Origin of the sequence: Actinoplanes regularis (assembly GCF_900188005.1) — a bacterium.
Classification (GTDB): Bacteria; Actinomycetota; Actinomycetes; order Mycobacteriales; family Micromonosporaceae; genus Actinoplanes; species Actinoplanes regularis.
The window spans coordinates 184,873-201,606 of record NZ_FZNR01000015.1; the positions used below are offsets into that span (position 1 = coordinate 184,873).

Below are 16,734 nucleotides of genomic sequence, written 5' to 3' on the forward strand. Positions count from 1 at the left end.
TCAGGCCTCCTTCACACGCGAGGAGCCGGACTCCTCGGTCGGGGTGCGGCGCAGGACGCGGCCGAGGCCGCTGACCCGCGGCGACATGAACGCCTTGGTGTTGGCGAACATGGTCATGATCGGGTGCCGGAAGAGGAACACCACGAGCAGGTCGAGGATGGTCGAGAGACCCATCGCGAACGCGAAGCCCTGCACCGCGCCGATCGACACGATGTAGAGCACCACCGCACACATGATGGTGATGGTGTTCGCCGAGATGATCGTCCGCCGGGCCCGGTGCCACGCCCGCGGCACCGCGCTGCGCGGCGAGCGGCCCTCGTGGATCTCGTCCTTGAGCCGCTCGAAGTAGATGACGAACGAGTCCGCCGCGACACCTAGGGACACGATGAAGCCGGCGATACCGGCCAGGGTCAGCGTGTACCCGATGGTGCGGCCGAGGAAGACCAGCGCGCCGAAGGTGAGCAGACCGGAGAGCAGCAGGCTCAGGAAGATCACCGAGCCGAGCAGGCGGTAGTAGAAGAACGCGTAGATCGCCACCAGCGCCAGGCCGATCCCAGCGGCGATCAGGCCCGCCTGAAGCTGCTGGTAACCGAGCGTCGCGGAGATGGTCTGCATCGGGCCGGCCTCGAAGGTGACCGGGATGGCGCCGAACTTGAGCTGGTCGGCCAGCTGCTTGGCGGAGGCCGCGGTGAAGCTGCCGGTGATCTGCGACGAGCCGGTCAGCACGCCCTGGATCTGCGGCGCCGACAGGATCTCCTTGTCGAGCACGACCGCGACCGCGCAGTGCTCGGCCGAGCCGTAGAGCGCCTGGACGGCGGTGAAGCACGGGTCGCTGGAGGTCGCGTTGTACGCCACCCGGGTCAGGTCGGCCCACTTCTTCTGGCCCTCGCTCTTGAAGTCGAGCGAGACCACCCACTGGCCGTTCTGCTGGTCGAGCTGCGGGCTGGCGTTGGCGATGTCGTCACCGACCACCGTCGCCTTGTCCAGCAGGACCTTGGCCTGGCCACCGTAGCAGGCCACCACCTGGGACTTCTCGTTGTCGATCGAGCCGTTCGGCCGCTTGTCGAGCTGGTCGCAGCTGATCGTCGGGACGTTGAACTGCATCTCCGGGCTGAGCACGGCGATCTCCGCCGGGGTCAGCGTGGAGAACGGCTTGTACGCCAGGCCGGCCTTCGGGTCGCTGGACAGGTCGACCGGCGCGGTCAGCTTCTCGGCCTGCGCCCAGAGTGCCGCGCCGACCTTCTTCTCGACCTCCGCACGCTGCGCCTTCACGTCCGCCGTCACCGGAGCCGGCGACGAGGACGCGCTCGGAGTGGCAGCCGGGGCCGACGCCGAGGCGCTCGGGTTGGCCGACGGGGTGGCGCTGGGCACCGCCTCGCCACCGCCCTGGCCGCCCGTGCCGCCCGACGGGCTCGACACCACCGACGGGGCGCTGGCGCTGCTCTTCGGAGCGACCGAGCCGGACGGGGCCGCCGACGGGACGCCGCTCGCCGAGACACTGGGCGACGGCGACGGCGGGTTCAACGCGGTCGCGGAGACGTCCTGAGTCGTGCCGATCAGCAGCCGGAACCGCATGTTGGCGGCCTGCGCAAGGTCCTTGAGCTGGTCGTCCGCCTTACCGGCCAGGGAGACCACGATGGTGTTGTCACCCTGGACGACCACCTCGGCCTCGGAGACGCCGAGGGCGTCCACCCGGTTGTTGATGATCGTGCGGGCCTGCTCCATCGCGTCCTTGCTCGGCTTGCCACCGGCCTGGCTCGCGATGTACGTCGCCTGCGTGCCGCCGACCAGGTCGAGGCCGAGCTTCGGCTGAAGGCGATCGGCGAAGCTGCCCTTGGCTCCACCGCCGAAGAAGACGAGCAGATACAGGACGACGAAGATCAGGCCGAGCACGCCGAGTTGGCGTCCAGGATGCATCTGTCCCTGTGGTGGTCGTGCCACGGCGTTAGGTCTCCCTGTGTTCAGGCCGCGCGCACCGCGCGGCGCTGTCGATCGATGGCCGGCCGACGACCGTTCGAACGGCGGCCGGGACGGACCGGAGCCGCAGGCAGGGACGCCGCGGCCCGGTCCGGGGGTCGAACTCTTGTCAGTCCTGCTTCCGGGTTTCGACGACCGGGCTCACCGGCTCCTCGACGGTCTCCGAGGCGGCGACCGGCTCGGCCTCGACGGTCTCGGCGGCCGGCTCGTCGGCGCGGGTGATCACCCGGGAGATCGCCTGCCGGGCGAACCGGACCTGCACGTCGGGCGCGATCTCCAGAGTCACCACGTCGTCCTCGACGCTCACCACGGTGCCGTGCAGGCCGCCGATGGTGACGATCTCGTCCCCGGCTCCGAGCTTGTTCTGCAGCTCCATCGCCTCCCGCCGCCGCTTCTGCTGCGGCCTGATGACCAGCAGATACATCACGCCGATGATCAGAATGAAGGGCAGAACCATCCCCAGCGGGTTGGAGCTGTTGGAAGCGGCCAGGTACACGAGAAACAGCCTTCCGTAGGCCTCCGACACCCTCTGTTGAGGTGTGCCGGGGCGTCAAAACATCCGGGTTGAGCGGGGGCGAGTCTAATCGGTCAACCTGGAGACTACGAATGCGGCACACGTCACGTTCACATCACGAGGGATATTTACGTATCTCGTGCGAACAGGTCACCCTGAAACACGCCCGACCTGCCGTCTTGCGGCGGAGTGCGGCCGAGATGTGCCCAACCGGCCTCGGTGGCCACCCGGCCACGTGAGGTGCGCGCGAGCAGACCGGCCCGCACCAGGAACGGTTCGCACACCTCTTCGACCGTGTCGGACTGCTCCCCCACCGCGACGGCGAGCGTGGAGAGGCCGACCGGGCCGCCCTTGAACGACTCGATCAGCGCGCGCAGCACCGCCCGGTCCAGCCGGTCCAGGCCGAGTTCGTCGACGTCGTACACCTTCAGCGCCGCGCGCGCGACCTCGTCGGTGACCACGCCGTCCGCCCGCACCTCGGCGAAGTCGCGGACCCGGCGCAGCAGCCGGTTCGCGATACGCGGCGTGCCCCGGGAGCGTCCGGCGATCTCCGCAGCGCCCGCCGCGGTGATCGGCACCCCGAGGATCCGCGCCGAGCGGTGCAGCAGCGCGTCCAGGTCGGCGGGAGAGTAGAAGTCCAGGTGCGCGACGAAGCCGAAGCGGTCGCGCATCGGCCCGGTCAGCAGGCCGGCCCGGGTGGTCGCGCCGACCAGCGTGAACGGCTCCACGTCCAGCGGGATCGCGGTGGCGCCCGGCCCCTTGCCGACCACCACGTCGACCCGGAAGTCCTCCATCGCGCTGTAGAGCAGCTCCTCGGCCGGCTTGGCGATCCGGTGGATCTCGTCGATGAAGAGCACGTCGCCCGGTCCGAGCCCGGTCAGGATCGCGGCCAGGTCGCCAGAACGCTCGATCACCGGCCCGCTGGTGGTCCTGATCCCGGTGCCCAGCTCCGCCGCCACGATGTTCGCCAAGGTCGTCTTGCCGAGGCCGGGCGGGCCGGAGAGCAGGATGTGGTCGGGCGGGGAACCGCGGCCCATCGCTCCCTTGAGCAGCAGTTCGAGCTGGTCACGGACGCGGTGCTGGGCGATGAAGTCGGCCAGTCGCTTCGGGCGGACGCTCGCCTCGGCGTCCAGTTCCTCGTCCCGGGCCTCCGGTGAGAGCTCGTCACTCATCGCGTCTTGCCCAGCAGCCGGATCGCCTGGCGCAGCAGCACCGGCACCGACGGCGGCTCACCCTCGATCGTCTCGCCGATCGCGGCGACCGCCTGATCGGCCTGGGCGGCGCTCCAGCCGAGCGCGAGCACACCCTGGCGGACCTGCTCCTGCCAGGCGCCGGCCAGCACGCTCGTGCTGCCGCCGTCGCCGAGCCCGACCGGGCCGATCTTGCCCTTGAGCTCCACGATCAGCTTCTCGGCGCCGCGCTTGCCGATGCCCGGGACCTGGGTCAGGGCCGCCAGGTCGCCGCCACCGATCGCCCGGCGCACCGCGTCGGGCTGGTGCACCGCGAGCACCGCCTGCGCGATCCGCGGCCCGACCCCGTTCGCCGTCAGCAGCAGGTCGAAGAGCTGCCGCTCGTCGTCGTCGGCGAAGCCGTAGAGGGTGAGCGAGTCCTCCCGGACGATCAGGGTGGTGGCGAGCCGGGCCTCCGCGCCGACGCGCAGCCCGGCGAGCGTGTTCGGCGTGCAGAAGACCCGCATGCCGACACCACCCACCTCGATCACGGCACTGTCATGGAGGATCGCGGCGACCACGCCGCGCACGCTGGCGATCATCGAGGGCTCCTGCGGGCGGCGGCCAGGGCCGCGGCTTGGATCTTCGCGCGGGTTCCGCCGCGCCAGATGTGACAGATGGCCAGGGCGAGGGCGTCCGCCGCGTCGGCCGGTTTCGGTGGCGCGTCGAGCTGCAGCAGGCGCGTGACCATCGAGGTGACCTGCGCCTTGTCGGCGGTCCCGGACCCGGTGACGGCCGCTTTGACCTCACTCGGCGTGTACGTCTCCACGGGCAGTCCGGCCCGTGCCCCGGCGAGCACGGCGACACCGCTGGCCTGCGCGGTGCCCATCACGGTCCGCACGTTGTGCTGGGCGAACACCCGCTCGACCGCGACCGCGTCCGGTTTGTGCTCGGCGATCAACTCGGCCAGCGACCGGTCCAGGTTCAGCAGGCGCAGCGCGATGTCCTCGCCGGGCTCGCTGCGGACGACGTAGTAGCCGATCATCCTGCCGGGCCGGCCGGGCACCCCCTCGACCACGCCGACGCCGCACCGGGTGAGACCCGGGTCGATGCCGAGTACGCGCACCGCGGCCTCCCCTCACGTACGTGTGTTCGACACCCTAATACGGTCACCGCTTGCATTCACCGCCGACACGCTCCGACGATGGAGGCGGGAGGACGTCATGTACCTCATACCGCCGATGGCCGACGACCCGCCGCCGGAGTTCGTCGGCACCGTCGCGGCTCACGAGCAGGAGCTGCGGCACGATGCACTGCGCCTGGCCGGCGGCGATCCGGTGGGTCACGAGATCTACCAGGAGGCCCTGGTCGACCTGGCCGGCCACTGGCGCCGGCTGTACTGGTGGGGCCGCCTCACCCACTCCGACACCCCCGGCCTCTACCTGCGCAAACGCCTCTCCAAACGGGCCCACGCCTGGCGCGAGGATCAGATCTACGAGGTCGAGGTCCGCGTACTGCGCCCGCCGGCGAGCGTCTTCGCACAGGTAAGCGGCCCGGCCGCCAGCCTCGCTCTCCGCAAGGCCGCCGTGCTCGACGGTACGACCCGGGCCGGCCTCCGCACCCTCGCCGACGCGACCGTCGCCTGGGTCCACGCCTGGCGCCGCTCCGAACACCGCCGCATCGCCCGCCTGATCATCGGCGGCCTGCTCCTGGTAGCCACCATGGTCCAGTCCATGGCCTGGCTCGCCGGCCCACCGGCTTAGCCGGCAACTCGCTTCGCGCGATACTCGGCTTCCAGCTCGGAGAGCCTGAGGGTCCGCACATGGGTATAAGCCTGGCCGCCCACGCCTGCGGTCAGCCGCTGAATGATGACCGTGGCATCGTCATGGGAGCGCTCAGAATCCCGCTCGACGATCCAGTATTCCGGGATGCCCTGCTCGGCATACCAGTCCGCCTTGTGGGTGTACTCGCCGTTCGGCGAGTTTTCGGAGACGACTTCGGCCACGAGGCTGTAGGCAGAACCGGGCAGATTCGAATAGTCGGCGGTATTCGGCGGGGGCGCGATGGCCACACCGACATCCGGAAGGCGGCAGTCTCGCGGCCGACTCCCGCGCACCCCAGGATCCTGGAACGCTCGGGCGCCGGCCGCGACCAGCATTGAACAGATCCGCAACACCATGTCCTTATGCCAAAAGGACGTAGGGGTCATGATGACGAGGTTTCCGTCATGCAGTTCGTATCGGCCGCGGGGCAGCTTGACAAGATCATCAACGTCCAGATCTTTGATGACGGACAGGGGTATTGATGGCTCGGTCAAAGCAAGCACCCCCTCAGCCTAGTTGCCCTGCGACTAGATGTCACGCGTCAATGAGTGCCATTACCTCGTCGGAGACGTCGAAGTTCGCGTAGATGTTCTGCACGTCGTCGCAGTCCTCGAGCGCGTCGATCAGCTTGAACACCTTGCGGGCGGCGTCCTCGTCGACCTCAACCGTCATGGTCGGGAGCAGCGGCGACTCGGCCGAGTCGTAGTCGATGCCGGCGCCCTGCAGCGCGGTGCGCACCGCGACCAGGTCGGTCGGCTCGCTGACCACCTCGAACGAGTCACCCAGGTCGTTGATCTCCTCGGCGCCGGCCTCCAGCACCGCGAGCATCACGTCGTCCTCGGTCAGCTCACCCTTGGGGACGATCACCACGCCCTTACGGTTGAACAGGTAGGACACCGAGCCCGCGTCGGCGAACGTGCCGTGGTTACGAGTCAGCCGGGTGCGCACCTCGGTCGCGGCGCGGTTACGGTTGTCGGTGAGGCACTCGATCAGCAGGGCGACGCCGTTCGGGCCGTACCCCTCGTACATGATCGTCTGCCAGTCGGCGCCGCCGGCCTCGAGGCCGGAGCCGCGCTTGACCGCGTTGTTGATGTTGTCGTTCGGAACCGACGACTTCTTCGCCTTCTGGATGGCGTCGTAGAGCGTGGGGTTACCGGACGGGTCGCCGCCACCGGTACGCGCCGCGACCTCGATGTTCTTGATCAGCTTGGCGAACATCTTGCCGCGCTTGGCGTCGACGACCGCCTTCTTGTGCTTGGTCGTCGCCCACTTGGAGTGGCCGGACATGCGTAACCTCCGTGTCTACCGTGCGGGTGCGGCCTGGCGGACCATCTCGACGAAGTACCGGTGGACGCGAAGGTCGCCGGTCAGCTCCGGGTGGAATGCCGTGGCGAGCAGGTTCCCCTGCCGAACGGCGACAATCCTACCGGCGGCGTCACCGGAGGCCACTCGCCCCAGCACCCGCACGTCGGGGCCGATCTGCTCGACCCACGGGGCCCGGATGAAAACGGCGTGGAAGTCGCCGCCCTCGATGCCCTCGATCTCCACATCCGCCTCGAACGAGTCGACCTGCCGGCCGAACGCGTTACGCCGGACGGTCATCTCGATCCCCTGGAAGGACTCCTGGTCGGGGCGGCCGTCCAGAACCGTGGTCGCCAGCATGATCATGCCGGCGCAGGAACCGTACACCGGCATGCCGTCCGCGATGCGCTTCCGAATCGGGTCGAGCAGGCCGAAAGTGATCGCGAGGTTGCTGATCGCGGTGGACTCGCCCCCGGGGATCACCAGTGCGTCGACGTCGGCCAGTTCCTCGGGCCGCCGGATCGGCCGGGCAAGCACGTCTGATTCGGCCAGAGCGGACAGGTGTTCGCGCACGTCGCCCTGCAGGGCCAGCACTCCGATGTTCACGCCACCAACTCTAGGACCCCGATCCGGGCTGGTCAGAGGCGGCCGCGGGTGACCTTGGACAAACCCCCGCCCGAGCCGCCGACCGCTAATGCAGGCCACCGTGGGGTCGATTGGCTATCGAGGCGTCGGCGGCCCACTTCGTAGGATCGCCGTAACAAACCCCGCACGAGGAGTCGTATGTCTGAGAACCAGCCCGCCGTCGGAACCGCCCGCGTCAAGCGCGGTATGGCGGAGATGCTCAAGGGCGGCGTGATCATGGACGTCGTCACCCCCGAGCAGGCGAAGATCGCCGAGGACGCCGGCGCGGTCGCCGTGATGGCGCTGGAGCGGGTCCCCGCGGACATCCGCGCTCAGGGTGGCGTCTCGCGCATGTCGGACCCGGACATGATCGACGGCATCATCAACGCCGTCTCGATCCCGGTGATGGCCAAGGCCCGGATCGGACACTTCGTCGAGGCCCAGGTCCTGATGTCGCTCGGCGTCGACTACATCGACGAGTCCGAGGTGCTGACCCCGGCCGACTTCGCGAACCACATCGACAAGTGGCAGTTCACCGTCCCCTTCGTCTGTGGTGCGACCAACCTGGGTGAGGCGCTGCGGCGGATCACCGAGGGCGCCGCGATGATCCGTTCGAAGGGCGAGGCCGGCACCGGCGACGTCTCGAACGCGACCACCCACATGCGCAAGATCCGGGCCGAGATCCGCCGGCTGCAGACCCTGCCCGAGGACGAGCTCTACGTCGCCGCCAAGGAGCTGCAGGCGCCGTACGAGCTGGTCAAGGAGGTTGCCGAGGCGGGCAAGCTGCCGGTCGTGCTCTTCACCGCGGGCGGCATCGCCACCCCGGCGGACGCCGCGATGATGATGCAGCTGGGCGCCGAGGGTGTCTTCGTCGGCTCGGGCATCTTCAAGTCCGGCAACCCGGCGCAGCGGGCCGCCGCGATCGTCAAGGCCACCACGTTCCACGACGACCCGGACGTGATCGCCAAGGTGTCGCGTGGCCTGGGTGAGGCCATGGTCGGCATCAACGTCGACGAGATCCCGCAGCCGCACCGCCTCGCCGAGCGCGGCTGGTAATCGCTGTCACGAGGAAGGGCCGCCCTGGTGGGCGGCCCTTTTTCGGCTCAAGGCGACCGGCGATCAATTTTAAGATCCCATTTCCCCGGTACGACCGATGGAGCCCCGTGAGCAGGCCTCGCGGCCTCGTTGCCGTGCCGATCTCGCGCGGGGCCGTGCCGTCGTGCGGGCCGCTGCCGCGCGCCGCGGTCCGTGGTCGGCTGGGGTTGGCTGGCCAGGCAGGGTGGCCACCTGGTTGCCGTGGTTGACGCCGCTCGCGGTTGGCCGGTGGCTGCGGCCCGGCTTACCGCGCTCAGACGGTCTGTACCGGCTGCGGTGTCGCGGGCGCGGCGCTCGGCACCGGCAGCGGCGGCATGACCGGCTCGACGATGTCGAAGTAGCGCGGCCGCGGGTACCGCCCGGGCAGCCGCAGCACCCGCACCAGCTTGCGCCGCCGCGCGGTGAGCGCGTCCCGGACCAGGTCGGTGTGCACCTGGCGGGCCAGCACCACCCGCCGGCTGCTGCCGATCAGCGTGCGTGCCGCCGGGTCGGCCGGGTCCAGGACGATGCCCTGCAGATGGCGGGTGAGGTCGTTCTCCGCGGACTCGCGCTCGTCCGGCTCCGCGTCGAGGGCGAGCCGGGCGGCGGCGTACAGCTCGACCGACTCGATCTGCTCGGCGACCACCGCGGCGGCCGCGGCACGGCGCAGCAGGTGCGCGTCGAGGGCACGCTCGGCGGACTGGGCGCGGGCGTGCACCCGCTCGACCCGCTGGGCGGTCCATCCGAGGTACGCCGAGAAGATCGCGGCCAGCACGACGGCACCCACCACCCACCACATGCGGGGCATCGTAGTGCCGAAACGTCTCCGGCTGTCACCTGCCCCGAGTCGATCATGCCGGTTCGTCGTCGAAAACCCGCCCGTCGGTGGCCTCGATCGCCGTGGTGTAGACCTCGAGAACCCGGGCGGCCACACTCGGCCAGTCGAACGCGCCGACCGCCACCCGAGCACGGGAGGCCAGGTCAGCCCGGTGATCGGGGCTGTCGAGCAGGTCACCGAGCAGGGTGGTGAGCGCGTCCGCGTCGCCGTTCGGGAAGAGCGCGCCGGCCCGGCCACCGTCCAATACCCGACGAAACGCGTCCAGGTCGCTCGCCGCGATCGTCGCGCCGGCCGCCATCGCCTCGGTGAGGATCATGCCGAAGCTCTCCCCGCCGGTGTTCGGGGCGACGTAGACGTCGACGCTGCGCAGCATCCGGGCCTTGTCCGCCTCACTGACCAGGCCCAGGAACTCGACCCGGGAGTGCAGCTCGGCCGGGATCCCGGCGAACAGCTCGTCGCGGTCGCCGGGGCCGGCCACCAGCAGGCGCAGGCCGGGGCGCTGCCGGGCGAGCGTGACGAACGCCGTACGCAGCAGCGGGAACCCCTTGCGGGATTCGGTGAAACGGCCGAGGAAACCGAGCGTGCCGCCCTCGCCGGGCCATCCCGGCAGCGCGTCCGCCGTGGCGAACTTCCGCACCGCGACCCCGTTGGGGATCTCGACCGCGCCGCCGCCGAGGTGTTCCACCTGGACCTTGCGGGCCAGCTCACTGACCGCGATCCGGGCGGTGATCTTCTCCATCACCGGCTGCAGGAAGTTCTGCGCGACGGCGAGGGCCCGGGACCGGGTCATCGCGGTGTGGAAGGTGGCCACCACCGGGCCGCGCGCGGAGAGCACCGCGAGCAGCGACAGGCTGGGCGTCAGCGGCTCGTGCACGTGCAGCACGTCGAACTCGCCGCGGGCGAGCCAGCGGCGGGTCCGGGCGGTGGAGACCGGCCCGAAGGCGATCCGGGCCACCGAGCCGTTGTACGGCAGTGGCACCGCCCGCCCGGCCGGCACCAGATATTCCGGCAGGTCGGCGTCCTCGTCGGCGGGCGCGAGCACGCTGACGTGATGGCCCAGGCCGATCAGCGCCTCGGCCAGGTCCATGATGTGGTTCTGCACGCCGCCGGGGACGTCGAACGAGTAGGGCGAGACGATCCCGATCCGCACGGCACTCCCCCTAGAGCCAGAGCTTCTGGAGCATGTGCCAGTCCTGCGGATGGTCGGCGATGCCGATCGCGAAGGCGTCGGCCATCAGCTGCACGGTCCGCTTGACCCGCTCGTCGAGCGGCCCCTCCGCCGGCGGTGTGATCTTACGGAGCACCGCCTCGACCCGGTCCTCCGAGTACCAGCAGTCGACCGTGTACATCGGGGCGCCGGTGCGGATGGCGAGCAGCGCCGGGCCGGCCGGCATCCGGGTCTTCCCGCCGAAGAAGTCCACCTCGACGCCGCCACGGGACAGGTCCCGGTCGGCCAGCAGCGGGACCACCCAGCCCTGCTCGAGGTGCTCGGCGAGCACGTCCAGCGGGGGACGGTCGCCGCCGGTGAGCGGCAGCACCCGCATGCCCAGGCTCTCGCGGTAGTCCAGAAACTTCCGGTAGACCGCCTCCGGCTTGAGCCGCTCGGCGACGGTGATCATCCGCCAGTCGTTGGCGACCACCCAGGCGGCGGCCGCGTCCCAGTTCGCCACGTGCGGCAGGGCCAGGACCAGGCCGTTGCCCTCGGCGATGACGCTCTTCATCTCTTCGTGACAGTCGGCGCGCATGTTGAAGCCGGCCGCGTTCTGCTCGCGCGTCCGCGACGGCAGGCGGAACGCCTCCATCCAGTACCGCGCGTACGACCGCAGCCCGTCCCGCACCAGCGTCTCCGGCATGTCCGCGCCCACCACCTGCTGGTAGTTGCGGCGCAGCCGCTGGGTGCCCGGGCCGTTCGCCTTCCAGGCCCGGTCGGCCACCCGCCTGAACAGCGCTTGGGCGACCGGCAGCGGCAGCGCGCGGACCAGGCGCCACCCGGCGGTGAAGCCGAGCGTGGTCAGCTGGTCCTTCACTCGGCCGAGACCTTCGGCTCGGTGCGGGCCGCGTGGATGAGCCGCTGGAAGACGGTGACCAGGGAGAGCACCGCGAGCACCCAGAGCGCGGCCGGCAGGCCCCACTCCAGTCCCGCCGCGCCGAGCAGGCCGCCGACCCCGACGATGAGCAGGCGCTCCAGACGCTCGGCGAGGCCGACGTCGGCGTTCAGGCCGAGGCTCTGCGCCCGGGCCTTCACGTAGGAGACGACCTGACCCGCGACGAGGCTGATCAGGGCGGCGACCACTCCGCCGTACGGATTGCCCTGTCCGGCCAGGTAATAGACGACCGCGCCGAACACCGCCCCGTCGGCGAGCCGGTCCATGGAGGAGTCGAGGAGTGCCCCGAATCTGCCGGTTCCGCCTCTCATGCGGGCCATCGTGCCGTCGAGTGCGTCTGTGAGCGCGCAGGCGGTTACGATCACGGTGCCGGCGAGGAGATGTCCTCGCGCACCGAAGTACGAACCGATGAGCACTCCGACGGTGCCCGCGATGGTGACGGCGTTAGGGGTAACGCCGATCTTGAGCAGGAAACGTGCGACCGGGTTGACGCCGTACGAGACGACGGCACGGGCCGTTACTTGAACGATCTTTGCCATGGCCGTCCCACCATAACGGCGTGTACCGGATAGCGGTAAGGCTCGCCCCCCGGTTGGCCGGATCGTCACCATCCGGAACGTCGGATGGCCATCGGTCCTTGCGACGGGGCAGCCCCGGGTGTGGGATTCATAGAACAGCGGTGTAACGAACCGGAAACGACAGGAGCGCTCGGCATGGCGCAGAAAAGCTCGGAGAAGGGGTTCGCCGGCGCGGCCGCGCCGGTGGTGACAGAGCCCGGCAGAGTACGCAACGTGGTGCTGGTGGGCCACTCCGGCGCGGGGAAGACGACCCTGGTGGAGGCGCTGCTCGCGGCCACCGGGACCATCCCTCGCGCGGGCAGCGTCGCGGACGGCACCACGGTGACCGACAACGATCCGGCGGCGGTGCGGCAGCAGCGCTCGGTGGCGCTCTCCTGCGCACCGGTCATGCATCAGGACGTGAAGATCAACCTGCTGGACACGCCGGGCTACGCCGACTTCGTCGGTGAGCTGCGGGCCGGGCTGCGCGCGGCGGACGCGGCGCTGTTCGTGGTCTCCGCGGTCGATGGGGTGGACGACGCGACCACCGCGCTCTGGGAGGAGTGCGCCACGGTCGGCATGCCAAGGGCCGTCGCAATCACCCGATTGGACCACCCGCGGGCCGACTACGACGAGACGCTGCAGGACTGCCAGGACGCGTTCGGCGAGAACGTGATGCCGATCTACCAACCGATGCTGGGCGACGACGGCCAGTCGACCGTCGGGTTGATCGGCCTGATCACGCTCCAGGTGCTGGACTACTCGAACGGGTACCCGCCCCGCGCCGGCGAGGCCGAACCGGAACACCTCAACCCGATCGCCGACGACCGGAACCAGCTCATCGAGGGGATCATCGCCGAGAGCGAGGACGAGACCCTGATGGACCGGTACATCGGCGGGGAGCTGATCTCCACCGACGCGCTGATCCCGGACCTGGAGAAGGCGGTCGCCCGGGGCAACTTCTACCCGGTCATCCCGGTCTGCTCGGCCACCGGTGTCGGACTGGACGCGCTGCTCGACTGCCTGGTCAACGCCGGCCCGTCGCCGCTGGAGCACGACCTGCCGGTGATCACCGGCCTGGACGGCTCGCCCCGGCCGCCGCTGACCTGCGACCCGAACGGCCCGCTGGTGGGCGAGGTGGTCCGCACCACGATCGACCGGCACGTCGGCCGGGTCTCGCTGGTCCGGATCTTCTCCGGCACCCTGCGGCCGGACCAGACGCTGCACGTCTCCGGGCACGGCCTGGCCGAGCGTGGCCACCCCGACCACGACGCCGACGAGCGGGTCGCGCACATCTACACGCCGCTCGGCGCGCAGCTGCGCGAGGTCTCCCAGTGCATCGCCGGCGACCTCTGCGCGATCACCAAGTCGGGCAGCGCGGAGACCGGTGACACGCTCTCCAGCAAGGACAACCCGGTGTTGATGGCACCCTGGTCGATGCCGCAGCCGCTGCTGCCGATCGCGGTGGTCGCCAAGTCCCGCGCGGACGAGGACGCCCTCGCGAAGAACCTGGCCCGGCTGGTCGCCGGCGACCCGACGCTGCGCCTGGAGCGCAACGCGGACACCCACCAGCTGGTGCTCTGGACGATGGGTGAGTCCCACGCCGACGTGGTGCTGGACCGGCTCCGCGCCGGCGGTGTCGAGCTGGAGACCGAGCCGGTGAAGGTGGCGCTGCGGGAGACCTTCGGCGCGTCGGCCAAGGGGCACGGCCGGCACGTCAAGCAGTCCGGCGGCCACGGGCAGTACGCGGTCTGCGACCTGGAGGTCGAACCGCTCCCCCGCGGCTCCGGTTTCGAGTTCGTCGACAAGGTGGTCGGCGGCGCCGTGCCGCACAACTACATCCCGTCCGTGGAGAAGGGTGTCCGCGCGCAGCTGGAGAAGGGCCTCGTGGCCGGTTACCCGGTCATCGACCTGAAGGTCACGCTCTTCGACGGCAAGGCGCACAGTGTGGACTCCTCGGACGCCGCGTTCCAGACCGCCGGGGCACTGGCGTTGCGCGAGGCGGCCGGCGCGGGACAGATGACGCTGCTGGAGCCGGTGGACGAGATCGTGGTGCGGGTGCCGGACACCTACGTCGGCGCGGTGATGAGTGATCTGTCCGGCCGGCGGGGCCGGCCGCTCGGCACGGAGACCGAGGACGACGGCGGGCACAGCCTGGTCCGGGCCGAGGTGCCGGCGATCGAGCTGGTCCGGTACGCGGTGGAGCTACGCGCCCTGTCGTCCGGGGCGGGCACGTTCTCCCGTTCGTACCTGCGGCACGAGCCGATGCCCACGCATCTCGCCGAGGCGGTCAAGAAGCAGCAGCACTAGCCACCGGGTCACACCGCGATGGCGTTGGCCGCCTCGTGCATCGGCGCAAGGACCCTGTCGATCATCTGCTCCTTCCAGGGGTGGAACTTCAGGGTCCGCATGCCGTAGTTGCGGAAGGCGATGCTGAGGCGGCTGCTCGGGACCATGTCCTTGGCCATCTTCCGGCCGAAGGCGAGGTTCTTCTCGACGTACGGCCGCATCGCGTCCTGGTAGGCCGCGAAGCCGTCCGGCTCGCCCAGGTGCCGGCCCAGCACGTACGCCCCGACCAGGGCCAGGCTGGTGCCCTGGCCGGAGGCCGGCGACGGGCAGTGGGCGGCGTCGCCGAGCAGCGCCACCCGGCCGGACGACCAGGACGGCAGCTGGACCTGGCTCATCGAGTCGAAGTAGAAGTCCGGCGCGGCGTCCATCGCGGCCAGGAACTCGTCGACGCGCCAGCCCTGCCCCGCGAACGCCGCGCGGACCATCGCCTTCTGCGCGGCGGTGTCGCGGCGGTCGAACGCCACCTCGGGTGACGCGTAGGCCATACCGACCCGGGCCGGCTGGTCCGGGTCCATCGCGTAGGCGAAGACGAGCCGGCCGGGGCGCGAGTACATCAGCTCCTCGCGCACCACACCGAGGTCGTTCGGCACCTTCGGCAGCGAGAAGATCGAGATGTAGGCGCCCAGGTGGTCCAGGGGGACCTCGCCGAACACGAGCCGCCGGGTGGCCGAGTGCAGCCCGTCCGCGCCGACCACGTGGTCGAAGCGGCGGGGCGCGCCCTTCTCGAAGGTGACGTCCACGCCGTCGGGGCCGTCCACCAGGGACGTCACGGAGTCACCGAACACGTACTCCACCTCGGCGGCCGTGGCGTCGTACAGGATCCGGGTCAGGTCGCCCCGCATGATCTCGAGGTCGTCGCCGCGGCGGCCCATCAGCAGGTCGGCCGGGAGCTCGGCGATCGAGCCACCGTCGCGCTTCACGTAGGTGATCCGCCGCATGCCGGTGTCGGCGGCCTGGGCCGGGGCGAGCAGGTCCATCTTGCGCAGCACCTCGGTCGCGGCGCCGCGCACGTCCACCTTGTAGCCCGCCGCGCGCAGCTCGGCCGCCCGCTCCACGACGGTCACCTGGAAGCCGCGCTTGACCAGCCAGAAGGCGAGAGCCGGACCGCCGATGCCGGCGCCTGAGATCAGTACCCGTGAGTTCGTCATGCCGCTACTATACAAATGTCTTATACGCTTGTATAGAAACTAGGATCACTGACCATGGGGCATCGCGAACAGCTGCTGGAAGGCGCCAAGAAGGCGCTGCTGGAGAAGGGTTACGCCCGCACCACGGCCCGGGACATCGTGGCGCTGTCCGCCACCAACCTGGCGTCGATCGGCTACCACTACGGCTCCACCGAGGCCCTGATGACCGCCGCGATGCTCAGCGCGATGGAGGAGTGGGGCGACACCGTCGGCCGGGCCCTCGGCGAGCCGGCGGCGGGCGACGACCCGATGCTCGACTTCTGGCGGCGGGTGATCCGGTCGATCCAGACCGATCGGCCGCTCTGGCTGGCCAGCATCGAGGTCGCGCTGCAGGCCGAGCACAACCCCCAGCTGCGGGAACAGCTCGCCGGCGGGATCCAGGCCGGGCGCTCGGGCATGGCGGCGATGCTCACCGGCACGCCGGAGGATCAGCTGGACGAGGCGACCGTGCGCTCGCTGGGCTCGGTGCAGATGGCCCTGATGTCGGGCGTGCTCACGCAGTGGCTCACCGACCCGAAGAACGCGCCGTCCGCGGAGGAGATCGTCGCCGGGATCCGGGCGCTGAACGCGGTCGTGCCACCGGCCGCTTGAGGTGGGGCGGGGTCGCCGGCTACTCCGCCGGCCAGGCCTTCGACAGCAGGAGCCGGGTGTCGGTCAACAGCTGAGGCAGCACCTTCGTCCGCCCGATCACCGGCATGAAGTTCGCGTCGCCGCCCCACCGCGGCACCACGTGCTGGTGCAGGTGGGCGGCGATCCCGGCGCCCGCCACCGAGCCCTGGTTCATCCCCAGGTTGAAGCCGTGCGGCCGGCTCACCGTGCGGATCACCCGCATCGCCGTCCGGGTGAAGGCGGCCACCTCGGCCGTCTCCGGCTCGGTCAGCTCGGTGTAGTCGGCGACGTGCCGGTACGGACAGACCATCAGGTGACCGGGGTTGTACGGGTACAGGTTGAGCACCGCGAAGACCAGCTCGCCACGGGCCACCACCAGGCTGTCCGCCTCGGAGACCCCGGGCGCCAGACAGAACGGGCACCCGGACGGCTTCTCATACCCACCCTCGGGCGCGTCCTCACCGGTGATGTAGGTCATCCGGTGCGGAGTCCAGAGCCGTTCCAGACCGTCCGGCTCGCCCGTGGCTTCCATCACCATCGCATCCTATGCGGGTGTCCGCCGGGTTGGGACAGTGGCCGCCGCCACGCCGGTCGGCGTGGCGGCGG

18 protein-coding genes are annotated in these 16,734 nt (G+C 70.3%); 4 read left to right on the forward strand and 14 right to left on the reverse strand.

The features are described from left to right. From secD to ruvC, 5 genes are all read right to left on the reverse strand, one after another. Window positions 1-1,917, reverse strand: coding sequence for a protein translocase subunit SecD (secD, locus tag CHC09_RS31555; protein ID WP_089296891.1), 1,917 nt, complete (start codon window positions 1,915-1,917; stop codon window positions 1-3). A gap of 169 nt (window positions 1,918-2,086) precedes the next feature. Next, entirely contained in the window at window positions 2,087-2,434 is a 348-nt protein-coding gene (gene yajC / locus CHC09_RS31560) for a preprotein translocase subunit YajC (protein WP_089296947.1), read from the reverse strand. Window positions 2,435-2,619: 185 nt separating this feature from the next. Continuing rightward, entirely contained in the window at window positions 2,620-3,663 is a 1,044-nt protein-coding gene (gene ruvB / locus CHC09_RS31565; RefSeq protein WP_089296892.1) for a Holliday junction branch migration DNA helicase RuvB, read from the reverse strand. Continuing rightward, complete coding sequence (gene ruvA / locus CHC09_RS31570) at window positions 3,660-4,262, reverse strand: Holliday junction branch migration protein RuvA (protein WP_089296893.1); 603 nt, start codon at window positions 4,260-4,262, stop codon at window positions 3,660-3,662. Before ruvA ends, ruvB begins: the two co-directional genes overlap by 4 nt. After that, window positions 4,259-4,786: a crossover junction endodeoxyribonuclease RuvC gene (gene ruvC, locus CHC09_RS31575; RefSeq protein ID WP_089296894.1), complete on the reverse strand. Its 528-nt coding sequence runs from the start codon at window positions 4,784-4,786 to the stop codon at window positions 4,259-4,261. The genes ruvA and ruvC overlap by 4 nt, the downstream gene beginning before the upstream one ends. A gap of 97 nt (window positions 4,787-4,883) precedes the next feature. Between ruvC and CHC09_RS31580 the strand changes: the two genes are divergently transcribed. After that, on the forward strand, window positions 4,884-5,423 hold the full coding sequence (locus CHC09_RS31580; protein WP_089296895.1) for a hypothetical protein: 540 nt from the start codon (window positions 4,884-4,886) through the stop codon (window positions 5,421-5,423). On the opposite strand, the gene CHC09_RS31585 is transcribed toward CHC09_RS31580, so the two are convergent. Genes CHC09_RS31585 through pdxT form a run of 3 tightly spaced genes read right to left on the reverse strand, consistent with a single transcriptional unit; the run spans window position 5,420 to window position 7,391 of the window. Continuing rightward, entirely contained in the window at window positions 5,420-5,986 is a 567-nt protein-coding gene (locus CHC09_RS31585; protein WP_089296896.1) for a Uma2 family endonuclease, read from the reverse strand. The two genes, CHC09_RS31580 and CHC09_RS31585, sit on opposite strands and share 4 nt — an antisense overlap. A gap of 31 nt (window positions 5,987-6,017) precedes the next feature. After that, window positions 6,018-6,770, reverse strand: a complete 753-nt coding sequence (locus tag CHC09_RS31590; RefSeq protein ID WP_089296897.1) for a YebC/PmpR family DNA-binding transcriptional regulator — start codon at window positions 6,768-6,770, stop codon at window positions 6,018-6,020. Between the two features lie 15 nt (window positions 6,771-6,785). Continuing rightward, a complete protein-coding gene (gene pdxT, locus CHC09_RS31595) occupies window positions 6,786-7,391 on the reverse strand; it encodes a pyridoxal 5'-phosphate synthase glutaminase subunit PdxT (protein ID WP_089296898.1) in 606 nt (201 codons plus the stop codon). A gap of 177 nt (window positions 7,392-7,568) precedes the next feature. Here pdxT and pdxS point away from each other — a divergent pair, with 177 nt between their 5' ends. Continuing rightward, on the forward strand, window positions 7,569-8,465 hold the full coding sequence (gene pdxS / locus CHC09_RS31600; protein WP_089296899.1) for a pyridoxal 5'-phosphate synthase lyase subunit PdxS: 897 nt from the start codon (window positions 7,569-7,571) through the stop codon (window positions 8,463-8,465). A gap of 292 nt (window positions 8,466-8,757) precedes the next feature. Here pdxS and CHC09_RS31605 read toward each other — a convergent pair whose 3' ends face one another. Genes CHC09_RS31605 through pgsA form a run of 4 tightly spaced genes read right to left on the reverse strand, consistent with a single transcriptional unit; the run spans window position 8,758 to window position 11,965 of the window. After that, entirely contained in the window at window positions 8,758-9,291 is a 534-nt protein-coding gene (locus CHC09_RS31605; protein ID WP_089296900.1) for a hypothetical protein, read from the reverse strand. Window positions 9,292-9,334: 43 nt separating this feature from the next. Further along, window positions 9,335-10,471: a glycosyltransferase family 4 protein gene (locus tag CHC09_RS31610; protein WP_089296901.1), complete on the reverse strand. Its 1,137-nt coding sequence runs from the start codon at window positions 10,469-10,471 to the stop codon at window positions 9,335-9,337. Between the two features lie 10 nt (window positions 10,472-10,481). Next, window positions 10,482-11,348, reverse strand: coding sequence for a phosphatidylinositol mannoside acyltransferase (locus CHC09_RS31615; RefSeq protein ID WP_089296902.1), 867 nt, complete (start codon window positions 11,346-11,348; stop codon window positions 10,482-10,484). Beyond that, on the reverse strand, window positions 11,345-11,965 hold the full coding sequence (gene pgsA, locus CHC09_RS31620; RefSeq protein WP_089296903.1) for a phosphatidylinositol phosphate synthase: 621 nt from the start codon (window positions 11,963-11,965) through the stop codon (window positions 11,345-11,347). The genes CHC09_RS31615 and pgsA overlap by 4 nt, the downstream gene beginning before the upstream one ends. A 174-nt stretch (window positions 11,966-12,139) precedes the next feature. Between pgsA and CHC09_RS31625 the strand changes: the two genes are divergently transcribed. Beyond that, window positions 12,140-14,293, forward strand: coding sequence for an elongation factor G-like protein EF-G2 (locus tag CHC09_RS31625; RefSeq protein WP_089296904.1), 2,154 nt, complete (start codon window positions 12,140-12,142; stop codon window positions 14,291-14,293). A gap of 8 nt (window positions 14,294-14,301) precedes the next feature. Here the strand turns inward: CHC09_RS31625 and CHC09_RS31630 are convergent, their stop codons facing one another. After that, window positions 14,302-15,480: an FAD-dependent monooxygenase gene (locus CHC09_RS31630; RefSeq protein ID WP_089296905.1), complete on the reverse strand. Its 1,179-nt coding sequence runs from the start codon at window positions 15,478-15,480 to the stop codon at window positions 14,302-14,304. 54 nt (window positions 15,481-15,534) lie between these two features. Here CHC09_RS31630 and CHC09_RS31635 point away from each other — a divergent pair, with 54 nt between their 5' ends. Beyond that, window positions 15,535-16,110: a TetR/AcrR family transcriptional regulator gene (locus CHC09_RS31635; protein WP_089296906.1), complete on the forward strand. Its 576-nt coding sequence runs from the start codon at window positions 15,535-15,537 to the stop codon at window positions 16,108-16,110. 19 nt (window positions 16,111-16,129) lie between these two features. Here the strand turns inward: CHC09_RS31635 and CHC09_RS31640 are convergent, their stop codons facing one another. Beyond that, complete coding sequence (locus CHC09_RS31640; protein WP_089296948.1) at window positions 16,130-16,660, reverse strand: HIT family protein; 531 nt, start codon at window positions 16,658-16,660, stop codon at window positions 16,130-16,132. Window positions 16,661-16,734 lie beyond the last annotated feature (74 nt).

Coding starts and splice junctions, on each gene's coding strand:
- CHC09_RS31625 (WP_089296904.1), top strand. CDS start 12,140: ATGGCGCAGAAAAGCTCGGAGAAGGGGTTCGCCGGCGCGGCCGCGCCG.
- CHC09_RS31580 (WP_089296895.1), top strand. CDS start 4,884: ATGTACCTCATACCGCCGATGGCCGACGACCCGCCGCCGGAGTTCGTC.
- pdxS (WP_089296899.1), top strand. CDS start 7,569: ATGTCTGAGAACCAGCCCGCCGTCGGAACCGCCCGCGTCAAGCGCGGT.
- ruvB (WP_089296892.1), bottom strand. CDS start 3,663: ATGAGTGACGAGCTCTCACCGGAGGCCCGGGACGAGGAACTGGACGCC.
- CHC09_RS31635 (WP_089296906.1), top strand. CDS start 15,535: ATGGGGCATCGCGAACAGCTGCTGGAAGGCGCCAAGAAGGCGCTGCTG.
- CHC09_RS31605 (WP_089296900.1), bottom strand. CDS start 9,291: ATGCCCCGCATGTGGTGGGTGGTGGGTGCCGTCGTGCTGGCCGCGATC.
- secD (WP_089296891.1), bottom strand. CDS start 1,917: ATGCATCCTGGACGCCAACTCGGCGTGCTCGGCCTGATCTTCGTCGTC.
- CHC09_RS31640 (WP_089296948.1), bottom strand. CDS start 16,660: ATGGAAGCCACGGGCGAGCCGGACGGTCTGGAACGGCTCTGGACTCCG.
- ruvA (WP_089296893.1), bottom strand. CDS start 4,262: ATGATCGCCAGCGTGCGCGGCGTGGTCGCCGCGATCCTCCATGACAGT.
- pgsA (WP_089296903.1), bottom strand. CDS start 11,965: ATGGCAAAGATCGTTCAAGTAACGGCCCGTGCCGTCGTCTCGTACGGC.
- CHC09_RS31630 (WP_089296905.1), bottom strand. CDS start 15,480: ATGACGAACTCACGGGTACTGATCTCAGGCGCCGGCATCGGCGGTCCG.
- yajC (WP_089296947.1), bottom strand. CDS start 2,434: ATGGTTCTGCCCTTCATTCTGATCATCGGCGTGATGTATCTGCTGGTC.
- CHC09_RS31590 (WP_089296897.1), bottom strand. CDS start 6,770: ATGTCCGGCCACTCCAAGTGGGCGACGACCAAGCACAAGAAGGCGGTC.